The following is a 21,529-nucleotide window of genomic DNA, read 5'->3' as shown; positions in this document are numbered from 1 at the left end:
GGCGTGAACTCAGAACGACTCAAGCGCCAACGCGGTCACACAGCTGGCGCCATCCACAATGCTGTCGCGCAAACCTGGCACCTTGGTCAGGATATGGTCCGCATAGAAGCGCGCCGTGGTGATCTTGGCTTGCATAAACGCCACGTCTTCGCCACGCGCCATAGTCTCTTGTGCCACCAGCATGGCTCGCCCCATTTGCCAGCCCGCCATCAGGTTGCCGGCCAGCATCAGGTAGGGCACACTGCCAGCGAACACTTCGTTGGGCAGGGCCTTGGTATTGCCCGCAACGAAATTCACCACGTCGACAAACGCCAGTCGCGCTGCGGCCAGTCGCTTGGCCATCACCAGAGCGTCAGCGTTGCCACTGGCCACCAGGGCGGCTTCGGTAGTTTCAATCTGCACCGCCAGTGCCTTGGCGGTTTGCCCCCCATCGCGAGAGGTCTTCCGACCCACCAGGTCGTTGGCCTGGATGGCCGTCGTGCCTTCATAGATGGTCAGGATCTTGGCATCGCGGTAATACTGGGCGCAACCGGTTTCCTCGATAAAACCCATACCACCATGCACCTGCACCCCCAGGCTGGTGACCTCCAGACTCATCTCGGTGCTGTAGCCTTTGATCAGGGGCACCATGAACTCATAGAAGGTTTCATTCTCTTTGCGGATTTCAGCGTCTGAACAGTGATGCGCCGCATCGTATGCCGCAGCCGCCACGCTGGCCAGCGCACGACAACCCTCGGTGTAGGCACGCATCGTCATCAGCATACGTTTGACATCCGGATGGTGAATGATCGGACCGGCCACCTTCAGAGATCCATCTACGGGACGGCTCTGCACCCGATCTTTGGCAAACGCCACTGCTTTCTGATAGGCCATCTGGGCAATCGCGATACCCTGAACGCCGACACCATAGCGTGCAGCGTTCATCATGATGAACATGTACTCGAGACCACGGTTTTCCTGACCGACCAGGTAGCCGACCGCGCCACCGTGGTCACCAAATTGCAGCACGCAGGTGGGACTCGCCTTGATACCCATCTTGTGCTCGATGCTGACACAGTGCACGTCGTTGCGCGCGCCTATGGCACCGCCGGCGTTGACCATAAATTTGGGCACCACAAACAGGCTGATGCCTTTCACTCCCTCAGGGGCACCCACCACGCGGGCCAGCACCAAATGCACGATGTTCTCGGCCATGTCGTGCTCGCCCCAAGTGATGAAAATCTTGGTGCCGGCTATTTTGTAAGTGCCGTCAGCCTGCGGCTCGGCGCGCGTGCGCACGGCCGCCAGGTCACTGCCGGCTTGCGGCTCGGTGAGGTTCATGGTGCCGGTCCACTGGCCACTGACCAACTTTTCGAGGTAGGCGGCATTGAGTTCGGTCGACCCCGCCGTCAGCAGTGCCTCAATCGCCCCGTCTGTCAGCAGCGGCAACAAAGCGAAACTCATGTTGGCAGAGTTCTGCATTTCACCCACGGCAGAACCAATGGTCTTCGGCAAACCCTGCCCACCGAACGCCACCGGATGTTGCAATCCCTGCCAGCCCGCTTCGGTGTATTGCCGGAAGGCATCTTTGAACCCCGGCGTGGCGGTAACTGCGCCATCGCTCCAGAAGGTGGGCTGCTGGTCACCGATCCAGTTGAGTGGACTGAGCACACCTTCATTGAATTTGGCGGCCTCCTCCAACACCGCCTGGGCAGTGTCAAAGCCAGCATCCTCCATGCCGGGCAACTGTGCAACCTGATCGATATTGGCCAGGTACTTGATATTGAACAGCATGTCTTTCAGGGGGGCGATGTAACTCATGAGTCTTCTCCGGTAGTTTCTTGTTCAAGTCGGGCACCCGGCCCGGGCGAAAAAAAAGGGCATCGCGATGGATGCCCTGTGATGAGGTTGCCTTACAGGGCGGCTACCAGCTCCGGCACCGCGACAAACAGATCAGCCTCCAACCCATAGTCAGCCACGCTGAAGATCGGTGCCTCTGGGTCTTTGTTGATGGCCACGATCACCTTGGAATCCTTCATGCCGGCGAGGTGCTGAATAGCCCCGCTGATACCGGCCGCAATGTAGAGCTGCGGCGCCACAATCTTGCCGGTCTGGCCCACCTGCAAATCATTGGCGGCGTAGCCTGCATCGACTGCTGCACGGCTGGCGCCAATGGCAGCTCCCAGCTTGTCAGCCAGCGGTGTCATGACCTCGTTGAACTTCTCTTGCGAACCCAGGGCCCGTCCACCGCTGACAATGATCTTGGCTGCCGTGAGCTCGGGGCGGTCGTTCTTGGCGATCTCGCTACCCAAATAAACCGTTTTGGCCGACGCGGGCACAGACGATATAACTTCAATAGCTGCTGGTGATTGTCCAGACTGGGCTGCAGGGTCAAATGCCGTTGTACGCACGGTGATCACGCGGATCGCGTCTGCGCTTTGCACCGTGGCCATGGCGTTGCCCGCGTAAATGGGGCGCTCAAAGGTATCAGAGCTGATCACCTTGGTAATGTCGGAGATCTGCGCCACATCGAGCTTCGCCGCCACCCGTGGGGCGATGTTCTTACCTGAAGCCGTGGCAGCAAACAGGATATGGCTGTAGGCAGCCGCCAGCGCTTGAACCTGCGCCGTGACGTTTTCAGCAATGCCATGGGCCAGACTCTCGGCGTCGATGTGGAGCACCTTGGCAACACCGGCCACCTGCGCGGCGGCACTTGCTACGGTGCTGGCGTTGTGGCCAGCAACCAACAAGTGAACCTCGCCACCGCACTGAGCGGCGGCCGAAACGGTGTTCAGGGTGGCGGGTTTGAGCGACGTGTTGTCGTGTTCTGCAATTACAAGTGTTGTCATGAATCTGCTCCTTGGAAGTTAGATGACTTTGGCTTCCGTTTTGAGTTTGGCTACCAGCGTGGCGACATCGGGCACTTTGATGCCGGCGCTGCGCTTGGGCGGCTCAGTGACCTTGAGGGTTTTGATGCGCGGCGCCACATCAACGCCCAAGTCAGCGGGCTTGAGGGTTTCCAAGGGCTTTTTCTTGGCCTTCATGATGTTGGGTAGCGTCACGTAGCGCGGTTCGTTCAGGCGCAGGTCGGCGGTCATCACGGCTGGCAGGGTGACGCTGAGGGTTTCGGAGCCACCGTCAATTTCGCGAGTGATGCTGGCTTTGCCGTCGGCTACTTCGATTTTGCTGGCGCAGGTGACTTGGGGCAGGTCAGCCAGTGCCGCGAGCATCTGGCCGGTCTGGTTGCAGTCATCGTCGATGGCTTGTTTGCCCAGAATGATGAGACCAGGCTGCTCTTTGTCGACCAGCGCCTTGAGCAGTTTGGCCACCGCCAGCGGTTGCAGGTCTTCGGTGCATTCGACCAGGATGGCGCGGTCGGCACCAATGGCCATGGCGGTGCGCAGGGTTTCCTGGCATTGGGTGACACCGCAGGAGACCGCCACAATTTCGGTGACAACCCCTTTTTCTTTCAGGCGCACGGCTTCTTCGATGGCGATTTCGTCAAACGGGTTCATGCTCATTTTGACGTTGGCAATGTCCACACCGGTGTTGTCCGATTTAACCCGGACCTTCACGTTGTAGTCCACCACGCGCTTGACTGCGACCAGGACCTTCATTTTTTTCATCTCCAGAAAAGTTAAGAATTTGCTGACCCACCCACCGTGCCACCGTTGTTTCAATTGACGTGCACGTCAATCTGCGTATTTTATGCGTCTGGCACCTCACCACGCCCGGCCAGGCTGGCAAAACGAAAAAATGCACAATAGAACGACCGTGCTTTTATTATAGGCACGCTTTAGCGTTGATGGACGACGCGCTGCGGGAATGGTATCTCGACCCTATTTTCACGAAGTAAACGCAGAATCTCCAGATTGACCAATGATCGGATGTTCATGCTGCCATTCTCGGGATCTCCAATCCAGAAACCCAAGGTGAACTCCAGACCATCCGCACCAAAATTGGAAAGTGCAACCGACGGTTCCGGATCACGCAACACGCGATCTTGTCCCAATGCGGCCTGCTTCAGCAAGGCCATGACCTGGTCCACGTTGCTGTCGTAACCCACCGAAATGATGGTCGACTGCCAAACCTTGGTATCCGCCAGAGAGTGATTCTCAACCCGGCTGGTAATCAGCATTTCGTTGGGAACAATGGACTCACGACCTGATAGTGAGCGAATCACCGTATACCGCGCGTTGATCTGGGTAATCACGCCGTTGAAGGTATCCACCTGAACCGTGTCACCAATTCGCATGCTGCGCTCAGCCAGGATGACAAAGCCCGATACATAGTTGGCCGCCAGCTTTTGTAAACCCAGACCGATGCCCACACCCACCGCGCCACCCAAAACCGACAGCGCGGTGAGGTCGATACCCACCGCCGACAAGGCCAGCAACAAACCGACAAACATCAACAGGGCACGCGCCGCGTTACTGATGGCTTTGCGCAGACTCAACTCACCACCGGTGGCATTGCGCAGCAACCGGGACTCAATCGACGAGGAAATCCAGAGCGACAGAATCAGTACCAGCCCCGCAGTCAGACTGCCTTCCACGATATTGCGTACCGTCAGCACGCTGGTGCCAACCTTCCAGCTGATTTGGTCCATCTCCTCCAGCAGCAGCGGAAGCAATCCGCTCACCCACAACACCATCGCCACCCAGGCAACCCAGGAAATGCTGCGCTCCAGCAGTCGCACCGCCGGGGTGTCGCTGAAGGCCGCCTGCAACACCTTGACGCCAAGACGGATCACCAGCAAAGACATCAGCACCGGGATCACCAGCTTGAACACCGCCTTGGGAACCCAATGACTGAGAAAGACGCCTGCAAAATATGCCAGACACAGCAGCAGCAGCGGGAACAGCACGCCGTCGATGCCACGCCGGCCAAACATGATCGACCTGCCATCGTGAGCGTCAAACACCCGGGCAACCAGTTGCGTCACAGACCAGGCGACCAGCGCGCAGGCCGCCAGAACGCCCAACTCGATCAGGGCCGACGGACGGACCAGTGCCTCAAACCATTGGGACAAATCCGCCGTCGCCACATTAGACATCGGCCAGAACCCGAATGTGCGCCTCCACACTGCGCGACAGAGCGCTCATCACGTAGCCACCCTCCAGGCAACTCACAATGCGCCCTTTGGAATGGCGGCGTGCCACATCCTTGATGCGGCTGGTCATCCAGGCATAGTCGCTTTCGACCAAACCCAGTTGACCCATATCGTCTTCGCGATGGGCGTCAAAACCGGCGCTGATAAAGATCATCTCCGGCTTGAACTCTTCAAGGCGTGGTATCCAGGCCGCCTCGATCATCTCGCGGATGTCGCCACCTTTGGTGTAGGCAGGAACCGGCAGATTGCACAGGTTAGGGGCATTCGAGAAGTCCCAATTCAGTGGATAAAACGGATGCTGGTAAAAACTGCACATCAAAATTCGCTCGTCGCCCTTGACGATGTCTTCGGTGCCGTTGCCGTGATGCACGTCAAAGTCGATGATCGCCACCCGGCGCAGGTTGTGCCGCTCCAGCGCGTACTTGGCAGCGATCGCGACATTGTTGAAAAAGCAAAAGCCGCCCGCCTTCTCGCGGCAGGCGTGGTGTCCGGGCGGGCGCACCGCGCAAAAGGCGTTTTCCATTTCGCCTGCCATCACCGCGTCGGTGGCGTCGATGGCAGCACCGGCCGCGTTCAATGCGGCAGTCCAGGTATGGATGTTGACGCTGGTGTCTGGGTCGATTTGCAAGTGCGTCGGGCCGCCCGCGGTGATTTCTTCTTTCAGCTCGGCATTCAGACCACGAATGGCGGCCACGTACATGCGCCCGTGCGCCAGTTCGATGTCGGAGGTGGCCGCGGCCGTGGCCTCGCGCCGGTCCAGCGCCACATCGAGCCCGGAGATCAACAATCGATCGTCGATGGCATCGAGCCGCTCCGGGCATTCAGGGTGGCCTGGTCCCATTTCATGCTTGCGGCAGCTGGGGTGGGTAAAGTATCCGGTCATTGTCATACGCTGTGCTCTCCTCAAAGCATTTTTTGGTAAGGTCGTCCCATGGACATTCAAGCAAAACTCAAGTCATTACTCGATCAGCTTAACACGGTGATTGTCGGAAAACCGGACCAGACACAAGATTGTGTCGCCTGCTTGCTGGCCGGTGGCCACCTTCTGATTGAAGATGTACCGGGTGTTGGCAAGACCACCCTCGCTCATGCCCTGGCACGCACCTTTGGCCTGCAGTTTTCGCGCGTGCAATTTACTGCCGATCTGATGCCCAGTGATTTGCTGGGGGTTTCGGTGTTTGAACGGGGCAGCGACCGTTTTGTTTTCCATCCCGGGCCATTGTTTGCCCAACTGCTGCTGGCCGACGAGATCAACCGTGCCAGTCCGAAAACCCAGAGTGCTTTGCTGGAGGCGATGGAAGAAAAGCAGGTCAGTGTGGAAGGACAGACCCGCGCCCTGCCGGTGCCGTTTTTTGTCATCGCCACCCAAAACCCGATGGATCAGATTGGCACCTACGCGCTGCCTGAATCACAGCTTGACCGCTTCCTGATGTGTATCTCGCTCGGTTACCCCAGCCGGGATGCCGAGCGGGCGCTGCTGGCGGGGGTTGATCGGCGCGAACTGGTCGATGCCCTGCCCAGCCTATTGACGGCGCAAGAACTGCTGATCCTGCAAAAGCAGGTCCAGGCGGTCCACGCAGGCGCACCCTTGCTCGACTATGTGCAGGACCTGATGGCGGCGACACGCTCCGGACAGTGGTTTGTGCAGGGGCTGAGCCCGCGGGCCGGCATTGCGGTGCTGCGGGCGGCCAAGGCGCGGGCACTGTTGGCCGGACGCCCGTATGTGGCCCCCGACGACGTACGGGCGATCCTGCCTCAAACCATTGCTCACCGGCTGATCCCCAGCGGTGACGCCGGGCGTGGCGCGCACGAGCAGGTGCGTGCCATGCTGGATGCCATTGCCCTTCCCTGACGCGCCAAGCCCATTGAAAACGTCCGCTTCGCCGTCCGTGTTTCACCACCTGATGCGCGCCGCACGAGCCGCCTTGGCCCAATGGTGGCAGGCCCGCTTGCCGCAGACCGACCGTTTGACCTTGACCCAGCGCAATGTCTACATCTTGCCCACGGGTGCCGGCTGGATGCTTGCTGTCACCCTGTTGGTGTTATTGATCGCCTCCATCAATTACCAGCTCAATCTGGGTTACCTGCTGACCTTTCTGCTGGGGGGCAGTGCGCTCGTTGCCATGCATGTCAGCCACGCCAACCTGCGCGGAATTACCTTGACATTGATAGCACCGGAGCCCGTATTCATGGGCGCCAAGGCCATTATTGACGTGAGTCTGCACAACCCGCGCCGACAGCCAAGACCCGCCATCGCGCTGTGTGTACATGCGGCGCAGCAATGGGTGTTCACCGACGTGACGGCAACGGGTACCGCGCATGTGCAATTGGGCTGGCACGCCTCGAGCCGCGGCTTGCACCCCTTGCCCATGCTCAGCGCACAAACGCTGTTTCCGCTGGGCAGCTTTCGTGTCTGGGCCTTGTGGCGTCCGGCCGCGCAGCTACTGGTCTACCCCACACCCGAGGCCAAGCCTCCACCGCTGCCGATGTTGCCTGCAAATGCAGCGGGCGCACAAGCGCAACAGGCGGTTTCCCGACCCGGTGAGCCCGACGGTGTCAGGGCCTACCGGCGTGGCGACCCGTTCAAGTACCTGCTGTGGAAAAAAGTTGCCAAAACCGGGGAGTTGATCAGTCGAGACCAGGTGCAACTGCAACAACGCGCCGTGTGGCTGGAGCGCAGCCAAACCGGACTGGGTCACCCGGAGCAACAACTCAGCCGCCTGTGCGCCTGGGTGTTGCAGGCGGATCGGCAGGGCTGGCGATTCGGCCTGAAGCTCGGTGCGCAAGAGATTGCGCCCGACTGCGGTGCTCCCCACTTGCAACGCTGCCTGCGCGCATTGGCACTGGCCTGAGATCGGGTCCGAGATGAAAACCACCGATCTGTCGAACCTGCCACGTGATACCCGGGACACCTGGTTTTTACTGCTGGTCATGGCCTGGGTGTTGCTGCCCCTGGTGGATCCCTTGCCACTCTGGGCGTCGGCGCTGACCGCGCTGGTGATGACGTGGCGTGCCACGCTGGCCTGGCGCGGCCAAACCCTGCCATCAGGCTGGTGGCGACTGGGGTTGCTGGCGCTGGCGGTCACTGCGACGCTGGTCAGTCACAAAACACTGTTTGGCCGCGACGCCGGGGTCACACTGGTGGTGGTGCTGCTGGCGTTGAAAACACTGGAACTGCGTGCCCGCCGCGATGCCTTTGTGGTGTTTTTCCTCAGCTTCTTTTTGCTGCTGACCAACTTCTTTTATTCACAGTCCCTGTTGACTGCGGCGTCCATGTTGCTGGCCTTGCTGGGGCTGCTGACCGCACTGGTCAACGCCCATATGCCGCTGGGGCGGCCACCACTGCTGCAATCGGCCCGGGTGGCGGGTGGCATGATGTTGCTGGGTGCGCCGATCATGCTACTGCTGTTCTTGCTGTTTCCCCGACTTTCCCCACTATGGGGCATGCCTGGCGACGCCATGACCGGACGCAGTGGGTTGTCGGGTCAGATGGCGGTGGGCACCATCGCCACGCTGGCACTGGACGACAGTGTGGCCATGCGCGTGAGATTCGAGGGTGAGCCACCGCCACAGGACAGCCTGTATTTCCGTGGCCCGGTGCTGTCGCATTTTGATGGAAGTCGATGGCGACACGCTGAAATACTGGCCCTGCTCGGAGCGGAGCGGGCCGGACTGCAGGTCAGTGGAGCCGGCATACGGTACGAAGTCACGTTGGAACCCAACCAGCAGCCCTGGCTGCTGGTGCTCGACGCTGCAGTCGAGGCACCGCGTTTGGCCCAGGGACAAGCCCGCATGACCAGCGAGTTGCAGTGGTTGCATCCTCATGGAGTGACCGAACTGCTGCGCTACCAGGTCACCAGTTACCCGCAGTTCTCACACGGCCCGCGTCAGGCCGGCCCGCTGCTGGCACCGTACCTGGCGCTGCCAGACGGCTACAACCCACGCACTCAGGCGCTGGCCAATGAACTGCTGCAGCAGGCGCCCGCCGGACCCGGGTTGGGGTCACATCTGGTGGAACAGGCACTGGCGCGGTTGCGTTCGGGCAGCTATGCCTACACGTTGGAGCCTGGCATTTATGGCCGCGATAGCGCCGACGAATTCTGGTTTGACCGTAAAGCCGGGTTTTGCGAACACATTGCGTCCGCCTTTGTGTTGCTGATGCGCGCCGCCGGCGTGCCTGCGCGCATCGTCACCGGTTACCAGGGCGGTGCACTCAACCCGGTCGACAATTTCTGGACAGTTCGCCAAAGCGACGCCCATGCCTGGGCCGAAGTCTGGCTCAGCGGTCAGGGCTGGGTTCGGGTCGACCCAACCGGTGCGGTGGCACCGGCACGCACCGGCAGCTTCACCCGACTGACAGCGACGCGCGGCATTCTGGCCAACGCTCTGTTGGGCAATGTCAGCCCGCAATTGATGGCGACACTGCGTGCCACCTGGGAGGCACTGAACAACGGCTGGAACCAATGGGTACTCAACTACACTCAGTCCAGTCAACTGAATTTGCTCAAGCATCTGGGACTGCGGGCACCTGGCTGGGAAGACCTGATTTACCTTCTGTGCGCCATCCTGGTCGGTGCCAGTGTCGTGGGCGCGACGTGGGCGGCCTGGCAACAACAGCGCCGAGACCCATGGTTGCGCCTGCTGACACAGGCGCGCCAATGCTTGTTGAAAAATGGCGTGTGCCTGCCCGCCCAAAGCACACCGCGACAACTGATCGCTTCGTTGAACCTTCTGGTGTCAATGCCTGAGTCTGAGCGGCAAGCATTTGGAGACTGGCTGCTACGCCTGGAGACCCTGCGTTACGCGAAGCACCCGACGCCCCCGATCGGCGGTTACCGGCAGCAGCTCGCTACACTCCGTCGCGATTTTCAGCGGTTTCGCTGACAGCGCATCACCGCCCATTTCCAATGCCACCGATCTTTTCCAGAGTCTTTAGCGCAATATTAATGATTGCAACAATCTCATATTGCACAAGCGCTAGTGCTGCAAAAGTCATCAAAAACAAGTCCACCCGGACGGCCTCAAAAACCGACGAGATACCCGGCCCCAGCTACGCACAGCGCCGCGACGCTATCACACTGGCGCAACAGATCGCCCAAGAGCAGGGGATCGACGTTGACTGGGTGCGTCAGGCACTGGCGCAGGCGCACTACCTGCCAAGTGTGGCCAAAGCAGTGACACCACCGGCCGCGGGCGTGCGCAAGAACTGGCGGGTGTATCGCAGCCGCTTTGTCGAGCCCATCCGCATTCGGGCGGGAGTGGCTTTCTGGCAAAACCATGACGCAGACCTGCAGCGCGCCGAGGACGAGACCGGTGTTCCGAAGGCGATCATCGTCGGCATCATCGGCGTTGAAACCATTTTTGGTCAGCATATGGGCAGCTACCGTGTGCTCGACGCACTGGCAACGCTGGCGCTGGACTTTCCGGCCAGTCACCCGCGTGCCGAGCAGCGAAGCGCCTATTTTCGAGGCGAGTTGGGTCAGTTTCTGCGCCTCATGCATGCGTCGCAGACCGAACCGACCAGTGTGCTGGGAAGTTACGCCGGTGCTATAGGGCTGCCACAATTCATGCCCGGCAGCATCGCCGCGTATGCGCTCGATTTTGACGCTGATGGTCGCATTGACCTGCAGGCCAGTCCTGTCGATGCCATTGGCTCGGTCGCCAACTATCTCAGATCGCATGGCTGGGTCAAGGACCTACCGACACATTTTCCGGTACAGCTGGATGCTGACGCCTTGAACATGACCGCTCTGATGGCGCCTGACATCCTGCCAACTTTTAGCCTGGCTGAATTTCAGGCCAAGGGGGCATTGCTGGAAGCCGACGCGCAGTTGTACCCTGGCAAACTGGCGCTGATCGAGTTGCAGAATGGTACCGAGCCAGCCAGTTACGTCGCCGGCACCGGGAATTTCTACGTCATCACCCGCTACAACTGGAGCAGTTACTACGCCATGGCCGTGATCGAATTGGGTCAGGCGGTGATGCAGGCCTATCTGCAAAGCCGCAAATAGCGCTACGCTGGCTTTTGCAGACTGACTACCCACCCGGCGACTGGCTCGCCACGCTCGGTACGCAGGGTGTGCGGGTCGATCGCACACAACACCAGCCCAGCCGCCTGCGCAGCGTCACGCACATGGCTCCCGCTATGTGCGTAGCGGCCATGTGGTGCCAGCCGATGCGCCAGGGCGTCATCCATCAATGCCTCCACAGTAAAAAATGCATGACCACCGCACCGCAGTGAATGCTGGCAAGCGGCCAGAACCTCGGTGAGATCGCCAAAGTAAACCAGCGTGTCGGCTGATACCACGACGTCAAAAGCCTGCGGCTGCCCACCGAGAAACTGACACAGTTCCATATGATGCAGTTCGGTGTAGACGGCCCGTTGGCGCGCCTTGTCGAGCATTCCGGAAGACAGATCAACACCAACCAGACTCTTCGCCCAAGGTGACAGCAAAGGTCCGCACAAACCCGTACCACAACCGACATCGGCCACATCCAGCGCGTTTCGCGCATCTGCATAGCGGGACGCCAAGGCCGTGATCACAAGTTGCGGCGCGTGATAGTGCAAACGCGCCAACTTAGTGTCAAAACTGGCCGCAAAACCATCAAACGTAGAGGCGATGTAAGCGTTGCTGGCACGCTCAGGGGACTGCGGGTCCGTCAACGCCTTGAGGTGATGCAACACCCGCGGGTTATCAGGATCGTCTTGCAGCATTTGCTGGTAAAAGTCTATGGCGGCCTGTTGATGACCACGCTTCGACAAGACGTCAGCCAACACCTCCCTGGCCATACTTTTGGGCATCAAGCGCACCGCATGAAGTGCCGCTTGTAAACCATTTTCCAGCTTGTCCTGAACGATCAGCGCCTGCGCCAGTCCGTACCAGGCGAGCCCAAAACCCGGCGCAAACTCCGTGGCCTGACGAGATGATTGTTCAGCCGCAGACGCATCGTGTTGGAGTTGCAATCGCCCCAGATTGTCCAGCGCCTTTGCCGCCAGTATGGTTTTGCCGGCCAGGGCAATACATCGCTGATAGGCGAGGATGGCGTCGTCGACCCGCTCCAACCTGCCATAAACCAGACCAATATCGTTCCAGATGTTGGCATCCTGGGGCTGCAATTGAACGGCCTGCTGCATCAGCGTCAGTGCGTTTGCAGAGTCACCCCGCATGTTGTGCAAGGCTCCCATCAAATGCAGCGCGCTGGGTTGTTTGGGTAGTGCCTTTAGCAAGGCCGATAGCACTTTTTCGGCTGCAGCCAAGTCACCCTGCGCCAGTGATGATCTGGCAAGTTCCAACGCCTGCGCCGCGTTCCGCTGGCCCAACTGGCGCGATCCACGGATCGGAGGCTTGAACTTTGGCATCGACATACTTTCAGACTCCATTAATATCTAATTTATAGCAATAAAACCATAATATATATGGGCTATTCGGCTATATTCCTTGCAAGAACTGTATAACACCACGCCCGGCCCGCACACCGCTGGCCAGACACGCTGTCAACAAATATCCGCCTGTCGGAGCCTCCCAGTCGAGCATCTCGCCGGCGCACCATACCGCCGGGATCGCCGACAACATCAGGGTGGTATCAAGGCTCTGAAACCTCACACCGCCGGCCGAACTGATGGCTTCATCCAGCGGACGGGTGGCGTGCAATGCAATCGGCAACGCTTTGATGGCTGCTGCCAGTTGTACCGGATCCTGAAGCTGCGACTTGCTCAGCAGTTCATACAGAATGGCTGTCTTGATGCCATCAAGATGCAGTCGGCTCTTCAGGTGACTGCTCAGCGAACGACTGCCACGCGGGTGAGAAACCTCCGCCAATACCCGCGACGCCGCCATGTCCGGCAACAGATCCAGTGTGAACATGGCCTGACCATGCGCCAGAATATCGTCGCGCAACCATCTGGAGGCAGCGTAGATCAGACTGCCCTCAACACCCGTGGCCGTGGCAACAAACTCGCCCTTGCGCTCGAAACACACGCCTTCCGGTGCGGGCACCCGGATCGCCACGGACTTAAACGGCAAGCCGGCGAAACGACTGGCGAAAAACGCACTCCAACCACCCAGTCGGTCAAAACCGCAATTGGCTGGCAACAATGGCCCAACGGCAACCCCCTTGGACGCCAGCCACGACACCCATGCCCCATCCGAACCGAGCCGTGCCCAACTGCCACCACCAAGCGCCAGAACGACGGCATGTGCTTTTCCCTGCTGCATTCCATGGGGTGTTTCGAAGTCAAGCAGTATCTGCCCGTCCTGGCACACCTGCATCCCGCCGTTCCAGCGGTGTCGCATGTGAAACCGCACGGCCTGACCAGTTGCCGGGTGACGCAGCCGCTGCAGCCAGGCGCGCAACAAAGGTGCAGCCTTCATGTCCTGCGGAAACACCCGCCCCGAACTGCCGACAAAACACCCGATACCCAGACCGGCCGCCCAGTCCTGTACCCGCTGGGCATCAAAATCAGCGAGCCAGGCACCCACCTCGGCCTGACGCTCGCCATAACGCGTGACAAAAACATCCGCCGGTTCAGAATGTGTGAGGTTGAGTCCACCTTTGCCGGCCAGCAGGAACTTTCGTCCGACGCTGGGCATGGCGTCAAAAACCTCGACCGCCAAACCTGCCGTCGCCAGTGTCTCTGCCGCCATCAAACCGGCTGGACCGGCACCCACCACCATCACTTTATGCATCGGCGTTTTTGCCCGTTGGTTGATCAATCTGTTGCGCTGCGCACACCGAAGCGTGAAGCGTGAATGTAACTTGGTGCTGCATCCACCGCGTCGGTAGTGCCGGACGGCGGTTTCTGTCACAATTTCGGGGTTCCACAATTTTCAAAAACATCCAACAGGAAAAATCATGGCCAGTGAACTGATCAAACATGTGTCCGATGCCTCGTTTGAGGGTGACGTCCTTCTCTCCGAATTACCCGTTCTGGTGGATTATTGGGCCGAATGGTGCGGCCCCTGCAAAATGATCGCACCGATACTCGATGAGGTGGCCAGCGCCTATACCGGCAAACTGCAAATCGCGAAGATGAATGTGGATGAAAATCGTGAGATTCCCGGCAAGTTTGGTATTCGGGGTATTCCAACCCTGATGTTGTTCAAGAGTGGCCAGCTTGCCGCAACCAAGGTTGGTGCCATGAGCAAGGCGCAACTCACCGCCTTCATTGACCAACAACTCGGCTAATTTTTTTGCCGGACATGACCCGGTGGTTTGCCCTGATCCCGGATCAGGGCAATTTCCTGTCATAATCATCGCCACTCAGGCACCCTGATCCAGGTTAGCCTGAGACCCTGGCAAAGGCCCCAGAGACTCTACCCCACAAGTCTGGCCATCCCTACTCCCCCGTTTCCTCATTCAGACTGCGTCATTTCATGCATTTAAACGAACTCAAGGCACTGCACGTGTCGGAAGTGCTCAAGCAAGCCGAAGATCTCGAAATTGAAAACACTGGTCGGATGCGCAAACAGGAGCTGATGTTTGCCATCATCAAGAAACGCGCCCGCGCCGGTGAGCAGATCTTTGCCGATGGTGTGCTCGAAATCCTGCCCGACGGCTTTGGTTTTTTGCGCAGCCCCGACACCAGTTACACCGCCTCCACCGACGACATCTACATCAGCCCGAGCCAGGTTCGCCGTTTCAATCTGCATACAGGCGACATGATTGAAGGCGAAGTGCGCACGCCCAAGGATGGCGAGCGTTACTTTGCCCTCAACAAGCTCGAAAAGGTGAACGGTGGCGGTCCTGAGGAGAACAAGCACAAGGTGATGTTCGAAAATTTGACGCCGCTGTTTCCCAAGGAGCAGATGCGTCTGGAGCGGGAGATCAAGAGCGAGGAGAACATCACCGGGCGCATCATTGACATCATTGCACCCATTGGCAAGGGACAGCGCGCATTGCTGGTGGCTCCGCCCAAGAGCGGCAAAACCGTGATGATGCAACATATTGCCCACGCCATCTCAGCCAACTATCCCAACAGCCACATGATGGTGCTGCTGGTGGATGAGCGACCCGAAGAAGTGACTGAAATGCAGCGCACCGTCAAAGGTGAAGTCATTGCCTCGACGTTTGACGAGCCAGCGGCACGCCACGTGCATGTGGCCGAAATGGTGATCGAGCGTGCCAAGCGCCTGGTGGAGCTGAAAAAAGACGTGGTGATCCTGCTGGACTCCATCACCCGACTGGCGCGCGCCTACAACAATGTGGTGCCATCCAGCGGTAAGGTGCTGACCGGCGGTGTTGACGCGAATGCCTTGCAACGCCCCAAGCGCTTTCTTGGCGCGGCACGCAACGTGGAGGAAGGTGGCTCACTCACCATCATCGCCACCGCCCTGGTGGACACCGGCAGTCGCATGGATGAAGTGATTTTTGAAGAGTTCAAAGGCACCGGCAACTCCGAGATTCACCTGGACCGACGTTTGTACGAGAAACGCGTGTTCCCGTCGATCCAGCTCAACCGCAGCGGCACCCGCCGTGAAGAGCTGCTGTTGCAGCCCGAAATCTTGCAGAAAACCCGCATCCTGCGCCAGTTCCTCTACAACATGGACGAGATCGAATCCATGGAGATGGTGTTGAAACAAATGAAAGCCACCAAAACCAACAGCGAGTTCTTCGAGCTGATGCGTCGCGGCGGTTAATCTATAATCTCGCGTTTTTCGCGCTAAGTACGACTGGCTTTGAATTGCACCGGGGTTGGTGCAAGGGCCGACGCGGCTGGCACAACTGAAAGTAATCGAAATGAAAAAAGGCATCCATCCCAACTACCGTGAAATCTGTTTCCAGGACTTGTCCAATGGCTTCAAGTTTGTGACGCGTTCCTGCGCCTCCACCAAGGAGATGATCAAGATGGAAGACGGTCGCGATCTGCCGCTGTACAAGCTCGACACCTCCAGCGAATCGCACCCCTTCTACACCGGTACCCAAAAATCGGTCGACAACATGGGCGGGCGCGTGGAGAAGTTCCGCAACCGTTTCGGCAAGACCGCTGCCAAGTAAACACTGGCCCCAGTCGTCGCCGCACAAGGCAGCCGGGTCATACCGCGCTGCCTTTTTCTTTGTCACCGACGCGCGTTGCCCCACCCCATCGTGAACCAGCCCACCCCTGCCATCGTTGCCCAAGGCGCCGTCATGCGTTTGCCAAGGCTGGCCTTGTGGCTGTTTTGCCTGGCTTATGTGCTGCCGGGTTTTGTCGGCCGGGGGCCCTGGAAGAACGCCGACATCAGCAGTTTTGGCTACATGCTGGCCCTGGCTCAGGGTACCACCGACTGGTGGCAACCAGTGATGGGTGGGTTGTTGCCCGAGGTTTCGGCACTTTTGCCCTATTGGCTGGGCGCCTGGGCCATCATGCTGGCACCCGCTGGCATAGCGCCTGACCTGGCGGCACGGATACCGTTCATGCTGTTGCTGATGCTGGCCTTGATGGCCACCTGGTACGGCACCTATTACCTGGCGCGCAGCCCTTTGGCACAACCGCTTGCGTTTGCTTTTGGTGGCGAGGCGGAACCCACCGACTACGCCCGGGCACTGGCGGATGGTGGCGTGCTGGCCATGATCGCCAGCTTGGGGTTGGCGCAACTGGCGCACGAGACCACTCCCGCGCTGGCGCAGCTTTGTTTTGCCGCCCTGTTGTTCTACGCGGCCGCAGCCCTGCCATACCGGCCCATTGCTCCCGGCCTGGGAGCTGCCGTGGGTCTGATGGGTCTGACCCTCTCCGGCGCACCCACGCTGGCCTTGTTGCTGGGTTTGGGATGCGCGGGCATTTACTGGCTGGAATTGGGTCCCAACGACGCCTTGCGACAACATCGCCAGCTGCGGGCAAGCGGGGTGCTTGCCATGACACTGGGCTGCGCCCTGCTGGCAACTTACCTGCACCTGTGGCATTGGAGCGTGGCTTGGCCAACGTGGCTGGATTGGCCCCGTTTGGGGCGCTTGTTCCTCTGGTTCACGTGGCCTGCCTGGCCACTGGCGTGCTGGACGGTGTGGCGCTGGCGGCATCAATTGCGTGGGTCCCGGCTCACCAGCCGACACCTTTGGATTCCCCTGTGGTTTGTGGTTGTGGCCAGTGTGGCCACATTGCTGACCACGGCTGCAGATCGCTCCCTGCTGCTGGCCTTGCCGGCGCTGGCTGCCCTGGCGGCCTTCGCCCTGCCCACTCTGAGCCGCAGCGTCGGGGCACTGATTGACTGGTTCACGCTGATCTTTTTCAGTGGTTGCGCCATCATCATCTGGGTCGTTTGGTTGTCCATGCAGACTGGCATACCGGCAAAGCCGGCGCTCAATGTGGCTCGACTGGCCCCGGGGTTCAGCCACAGTTTTGTTTTATCTTCATTTCTAATAGCACTTACGGCTACTGCCGTATGGGCTTGGCTGGTTTTTTGGCGTGCAGGCAGGCACCGTGCCGCGATCTGGAAAAGTGTGGTCTTGCCAGCCGGGGGGGCGGCCCTGTGCTGGCTGTTGCTCATGACCTTGTGGTTGCCGCTGCTGGACTTTGCACGCAGCTACCTGCCCCTGGTGGCACAAACGACCGTTCTGATGCCGCAGAAACCCGCCTGTGTGTCCACGCTGGGCTTGAGCCGCGGCCAGATGGCGGCGTATACCTATCATGGTGGACTGACGCTCAAACCGATCGTCCAGCAAGCGGAGTGCCGTTGGTTGCTGGGTGATTCGGAGGTACTGAATTACCTGGCAGCGTCATCCGAACCATGGGAATTGCGTGGCACCGTCCGGCATCGGGGTGACGCCAGGGAAAAACTGCTCCTCTACGAGCGCCGAGACTAGGCCTCCCTGCCTCAGGACACCACCACGCGTTCGAACGCCGAGTACAACACGTCGCTCCAGGACTCGACCTCAGCCGCATCAATTTGCAAAAACGACATGCAATCAGCACCAAAATGGCGCCATTCGCGCTGATCTGCGACACCTTCATGGCGCGACACAAGGTGGTCGGCAATGGCGGCGACGGCGACCAGTTGACGCACCGGCAGTTCGAATGTGGTGTCAGACAGGACGGCGAAATCGTGATGCAAGCGAACCGCGTGGCCAACAACCGCTGGCAAACGCCAGGTTCTGGCGACGATCGCACCAACCACCGCGTGATCGGTTCGATGGGCTGCGTTCTCAGTCTGGGTAAAGGTACGGTCCTGCCGCGCCATGGCTTCAGCCAGCGTGCCACGATAACCTTTGACCCCTTGCAACATGACGGGTATGCCCACATGCAGAAACAGGCCACAAGTCCTGGCCACCTCAACGTCCACGCCATACATCTGGGCCGCAATATGCGCCATCGCCAACGACCGGCGGTTGGACGACTCCCAAAAGTGCTCAATCAGGGTAGGATCGAGCGCAATCGCATTGCGCAGCAAAAATCCGGTCAACACCGCAGCGGTTGGCCGCACACCCAACATCGAAACCGCCTGCCCGACCGAACTGACCGGCTCGCGGCGCGCATAAAGTGAGCTGTTGCCAATCCGAATCAGTGCCGCGGCCATCGCCACATCACTGCCGGCGATCGCGGCGACCACCAAAGGGTCGGGGTCGGCCTGATTCAATTCCACCTGAAGTTGCGCAAGCAGCTGCGGACAGGGTGGAATCACAATGTCCCTGACCGGCCCGGAATCGCGAGCGGCGTCAAGCTCGCGATTGATCTGTTGGGTTTTCATCCAAATCTCTTTCAGTTCTGTCCGCTGGTCACCGCAAGACCTGCGGGTTTGCAGGCACGAGTATGCCCCAGAAGCAGCGCGAGATCTGGCCGGAAGGCAAGCTTGAGCAGCAAACACCTGGCGTAGAGCCAAGTGCAGTGGCCCTTGCATCAGCCAGGCATGGGCACCAGAAAGTCCCGACTGATACAGGCACCCAGGTCATTGATCCGGTCCAGAAACTGGGTCAGATAGGCGTGCAAACCGGTCGCCAGAATCTCGTCAATGCGTCCGTATTGCAATTCGGCACGCAGTTTGCCGGCCCGGCGGTGGGTCTCAACCGACTGGTCATTGGCCACCATGCGCAGGTTGCTCACCACCTCATTGAGGCTGGCATGCAGGCTGCGTGGCATGTCTGAACGCAATATCAGCAGTTCAGCCACCCGCTCCGGGCGAATCACGTCGCGATAAACCTTGCGATACACCTCAAACCCACTGACGCTGCGCAAGATGGCGCTCCAGTGGTAAAAGTCATACTCCTGATCTTTTTCGTTGGCCGTGCCATAAAAGTCACTCTCAACAGCGTGGAACTTGACATCCACCAGCCGTGCGGTGTTGTCTGCCCGCTCCAGAAAGGTGCCCAAACGCATGAAATGCAAGGCCTCATCCATCAACATGGTGCCCACGGTTACCCCGCGCGACAGATGCGAGCGAAACTTGACCCACTCAAAAAACTGCGCGGGATCCTGCTCAAACTCACCGTTTTTGATCATGCGCTTGACCTCCAGCCAGGTCTGGTTCTGCGTTTCCCAGACTTCGGTGGTCAGCGTGCCCCGCACGGCTCGGGCATTTTCTCGGGCAGCACCCAGACACGACAGGATGGACGATGGATTGCTTTCGTCCTTCACCATGAAGTCCATCACCTCCTTGGCACGGATGTCACCGTGTTTGTCCCGGTAACTGAGCAACAGTTCGCTGATGGAAAGCAGACCCTGCCAGCCAGCAAGCGCCACCGCCTCCGACTGTGGCAAAAGCGAGGTCTGGTAGTTGACATCGAGCAGTCGGGCCGTATTTTCGGCACGCTCGGTGTAACGGTTCATCCAGAAAAGGTGATCGGCGGTTCTTGACAACATACGCGCTTTCAGAAAACAAAATGGGGCAACCGGTGTCGTTTCAGTCAACTGGACTGCTGCTGCGCCTGGCGCGCCGGTACAGCAGCTTCAGTTGGCGCGGCATCGTCTTCGAGAATCCAGGTATCTTTGGTGCCACCGCCCTGTGAGGAGTTGACCACCAGCGAGCCGTCCTTGAGCGCGACCCGGGTCAGCCCTCCGGGCACCATTTGCACCGTTTTGGCCGACAACACATAAGGCCGCAGGTCAATATGGCGTGGCGCAATACCACTTTCGACAAAGGTCGGACAGCTTGACAAACTCAGGGTCGGCTGCGCAATGTAGCCGCTGGGATTGGCCAGCAGTGCCTTGCGGAAATCTTCAATCTCGGCCGCTGTGGCAGCGGGGCCAACCAACATGCCATACCCCCCCGCACCATGCACCTCTTTGACAACCAGATCCTTCAGGTTGGCCAGCGTGTAGGCCAAATCGTCTTTCTTGCGGCACATGAAGGTGGGGACATTGTTGAGAATCGGTTTCTCACCAAGGTAAAACTCAATCATCTGCGGCACATAGGGATAAATGGACTTGTCGTCGGCAATGCCGGTGCCAACCGCGTTGCTGATGGTGACATTACCCGCCCGATACGCGTCCATCAGGCCGGCACAACCCAATGTCGAAGTGGGTCGAAACACCGTCGGGTCGAGAAAATCGTCATCCACGCGCCGGTAAATCACGTCCACCCGTTTCGGCCCGCGGGTTGTTCGCATGTAGACAAAGTTGTCCTTGACCATCAAATCCTGGCCTTCCACCAGTTCCACGCCCATTTGCTGCGCCAAAAAGGCATGCTCGAAATAGGCGCTGTTGTACATTCCGGGTGTCAGCACCACCACCGTCGGTTCGGCGGTGGTGGCCGGGCTGCTGGCCCGCAAAGTCTCCAGCAGCAAGTCGGGGTAATGGGCGATGGGCGCGACCCGATGGGCCGAAAACAGGTCTGGAAACAGCCGCATCATCATCTTGCGGTCTTCCAGCATGTAACTCACGCCGCTGGGCACGCGCAGGTTGTCCTCCAGCACGTAATACTCTCCCTCACCAGCGGCATTGGGTGCCCGCACGATGTCAATCCCTGAAATATTCGAGTAGGTCTGATTGGGAATTGCCACCCCCACCATCTCGGGACGGAACTGCGCGTTGTTTTCGATCTGTTCACGCGGCACGATGCCCGCCTGAATGATCTCCTGCTCATGGTAGATGTCAAAAATAAAGCGGTTCAGCGCCGTCACCCGCTGCTCCAGTCCACGCGCCATGCTGGTCCATTCGTGCGCTGGAATGATGCGCGGGATCAGATCAAACGGAATCAGCCGCTCGGTTCCGGCACCCTCTTCGTCCTTTTCGCCATAAACCGCAAAGGTGATGCCCACCCGCCGAAAGATCATCTCGGCTTCTTCGCGTCGTTTGGCCATCATGTCGCCAGGCTGTCGGGCCAACCACGCATCATAGATTTTGTAATGATCGCGAATTTGCGCACCCTTGCTGAAGAACTCATAGGGCAGGCGGGTGTACATCTCGTCAAATTTCTGCATGAATCGTTTCTCCTGCACCAAGCTTAGCAAGTTTCAGGCCTATCCCGACAACATTAATGCGGGCTTTGACAACAATTCATGACAATGGGTGTTTCGCCCAATCCGGCATGG

18 protein-coding genes are annotated in these 21,529 nt (G+C 59.2%); 8 read left to right on the top strand and 10 right to left on the bottom strand.

Annotated elements, in window-relative coordinates:
* Nucleotides 1–9: 9 nt before the first annotated feature.
* The 5 genes from KBF66_RS01515 to KBF66_RS01495 all read right to left on the bottom strand — a co-directional run bounded on the left by KBF66_RS01515 (nt 10) and on the right by KBF66_RS01495 (nt 5,981).
* Nucleotides 10–1,800: an acyl-CoA dehydrogenase gene (locus KBF66_RS01515; protein ID WP_296651030.1), complete on the bottom strand. Its 1,791-nt coding sequence runs from the start codon at nt 1,798–1,800 to the stop codon at nt 10–12.
* A 92-nt stretch (nt 1,801–1,892) separates the two neighbouring features.
* Nucleotides 1,893–2,828, bottom strand: coding sequence for an FAD-binding protein (locus tag KBF66_RS01510; protein ID WP_296651026.1), 936 nt, complete (start codon nt 2,826–2,828; stop codon nt 1,893–1,895).
* Nucleotides 2,829–2,846: 18 nt separating this feature from the next.
* Nucleotides 2,847–3,596, bottom strand: coding sequence for an electron transfer flavoprotein subunit beta/FixA family protein (locus KBF66_RS01505; protein WP_296651023.1), 750 nt, complete (start codon nt 3,594–3,596; stop codon nt 2,847–2,849).
* 179 nt (nt 3,597–3,775) lie between these two features.
* Complete coding sequence (locus tag KBF66_RS01500) at nt 3,776–5,035, bottom strand: mechanosensitive ion channel domain-containing protein (protein WP_296651017.1); 1,260 nt, start codon at nt 5,033–5,035, stop codon at nt 3,776–3,778.
* Entirely contained in the window at nt 5,028–5,981 is a 954-nt protein-coding gene (locus tag KBF66_RS01495) for a histone deacetylase family protein (RefSeq protein WP_296651014.1), read from the bottom strand. The genes KBF66_RS01500 and KBF66_RS01495 overlap by 8 nt, the downstream gene beginning before the upstream one ends.
* A 42-nt stretch (nt 5,982–6,023) precedes the next feature.
* Here KBF66_RS01495 and KBF66_RS01490 point away from each other — a divergent pair, with 42 nt between their 5' ends.
* The 4 genes from KBF66_RS01490 (at nt 6,024) to mltB (ending at nt 11,103) form a co-directional block, all read left to right on the top strand.
* On the top strand, nt 6,024–6,944 hold the full coding sequence (locus KBF66_RS01490; RefSeq protein WP_296650993.1) for an AAA family ATPase: 921 nt from the start codon (nt 6,024–6,026) through the stop codon (nt 6,942–6,944).
* A 13-nt stretch (nt 6,945–6,957) separates the two neighbouring features.
* Nucleotides 6,958–7,944 carry a DUF58 domain-containing protein gene (locus tag KBF66_RS01485; RefSeq protein WP_296650990.1) on the top strand — a complete coding sequence of 329 codons (987 nt, stop codon included), beginning with the start codon at nt 6,958–6,960 and terminating at the stop codon, nt 7,942–7,944.
* Between the two features lie 13 nt (nt 7,945–7,957).
* On the top strand, nt 7,958–9,976 hold the full coding sequence (locus KBF66_RS01480) for a DUF3488 and transglutaminase-like domain-containing protein (RefSeq protein ID WP_296650988.1): 2,019 nt from the start codon (nt 7,958–7,960) through the stop codon (nt 9,974–9,976).
* A gap of 62 nt (nt 9,977–10,038) precedes the next feature.
* On the top strand, nt 10,039–11,103 hold the full coding sequence (mltB, locus tag KBF66_RS01475) for a lytic murein transglycosylase B (protein ID WP_296650986.1): 1,065 nt from the start codon (nt 10,039–10,041) through the stop codon (nt 11,101–11,103).
* Nucleotides 11,104–11,105: 2 nt separating this feature from the next.
* Here the strand turns inward: mltB and KBF66_RS01470 are convergent, their stop codons facing one another.
* Both KBF66_RS01470 and KBF66_RS01465 read right to left on the bottom strand, forming a co-directional pair.
* The gene (locus tag KBF66_RS01470) at nt 11,106–12,458 is read right to left on the bottom strand and encodes a methyltransferase (protein ID WP_296650982.1); all 1,353 of its coding nucleotides are present in this window, start codon (nt 12,456–12,458) and stop codon (nt 11,106–11,108) included.
* Nucleotides 12,459–12,522: 64 nt separating this feature from the next.
* Nucleotides 12,523–13,779: a TIGR03862 family flavoprotein gene (locus KBF66_RS01465; protein WP_296650979.1), complete on the bottom strand. Its 1,257-nt coding sequence runs from the start codon at nt 13,777–13,779 to the stop codon at nt 12,523–12,525.
* Nucleotides 13,780–13,945: 166 nt separating this feature from the next.
* On the opposite strand from KBF66_RS01465, the gene trxA reads away from it, so the two are divergent.
* The 4 genes from trxA to KBF66_RS01445 all read left to right on the top strand — a co-directional run bounded on the left by trxA (nt 13,946) and on the right by KBF66_RS01445 (nt 17,869).
* Entirely contained in the window at nt 13,946–14,278 is a 333-nt protein-coding gene (gene trxA / locus KBF66_RS01460) for a thioredoxin TrxA (protein ID WP_296650977.1), read from the top strand.
* Nucleotides 14,279–14,466: 188 nt separating this feature from the next.
* Entirely contained in the window at nt 14,467–15,729 is a 1,263-nt protein-coding gene (gene rho, locus KBF66_RS01455; protein WP_296650974.1) for a transcription termination factor Rho, read from the top strand.
* A 100-nt stretch (nt 15,730–15,829) separates the two neighbouring features.
* Nucleotides 15,830–16,087 (top strand): type B 50S ribosomal protein L31, encoded by a 258-nt coding sequence (locus tag KBF66_RS01450; RefSeq protein ID WP_296650972.1) that lies wholly within the window; start codon nt 15,830–15,832, stop codon nt 16,085–16,087.
* A gap of 90 nt (nt 16,088–16,177) precedes the next feature.
* On the top strand, nt 16,178–17,869 hold the full coding sequence (locus tag KBF66_RS01445) for a hypothetical protein (protein WP_296650968.1): 1,692 nt from the start codon (nt 16,178–16,180) through the stop codon (nt 17,867–17,869).
* Between the two features lie 11 nt (nt 17,870–17,880).
* Here the strand turns inward: KBF66_RS01445 and KBF66_RS01440 are convergent, their stop codons facing one another.
* The 3 genes from KBF66_RS01440 to KBF66_RS01430 form a co-directional block, all read right to left on the bottom strand.
* Nucleotides 17,881–18,750, bottom strand: a complete 870-nt coding sequence (locus KBF66_RS01440; RefSeq protein WP_296650965.1) for an HDOD domain-containing protein — start codon at nt 18,748–18,750, stop codon at nt 17,881–17,883.
* A 149-nt stretch (nt 18,751–18,899) separates the two neighbouring features.
* The gene (locus tag KBF66_RS01435) at nt 18,900–19,859 is read right to left on the bottom strand and encodes an alpha-E domain-containing protein (protein WP_296650961.1); all 960 of its coding nucleotides are present in this window, start codon (nt 19,857–19,859) and stop codon (nt 18,900–18,902) included.
* Nucleotides 19,860–19,903: 44 nt separating this feature from the next.
* On the bottom strand, nt 19,904–21,418 hold the full coding sequence (locus tag KBF66_RS01430) for a circularly permuted type 2 ATP-grasp protein (protein ID WP_296650957.1): 1,515 nt from the start codon (nt 21,416–21,418) through the stop codon (nt 19,904–19,906).
* Nucleotides 21,419–21,529: the final 111 nt, after the last annotated feature.

Origin of the sequence: Rhodoferax sp., assembly GCF_018063565.1 — a bacterium.
Classification (GTDB): domain Bacteria; phylum Pseudomonadota; class Gammaproteobacteria; order Burkholderiales; family Burkholderiaceae_C; genus Rhodoferax.
This window is presented reverse-complemented; position numbering and strand designations above follow the sequence as displayed.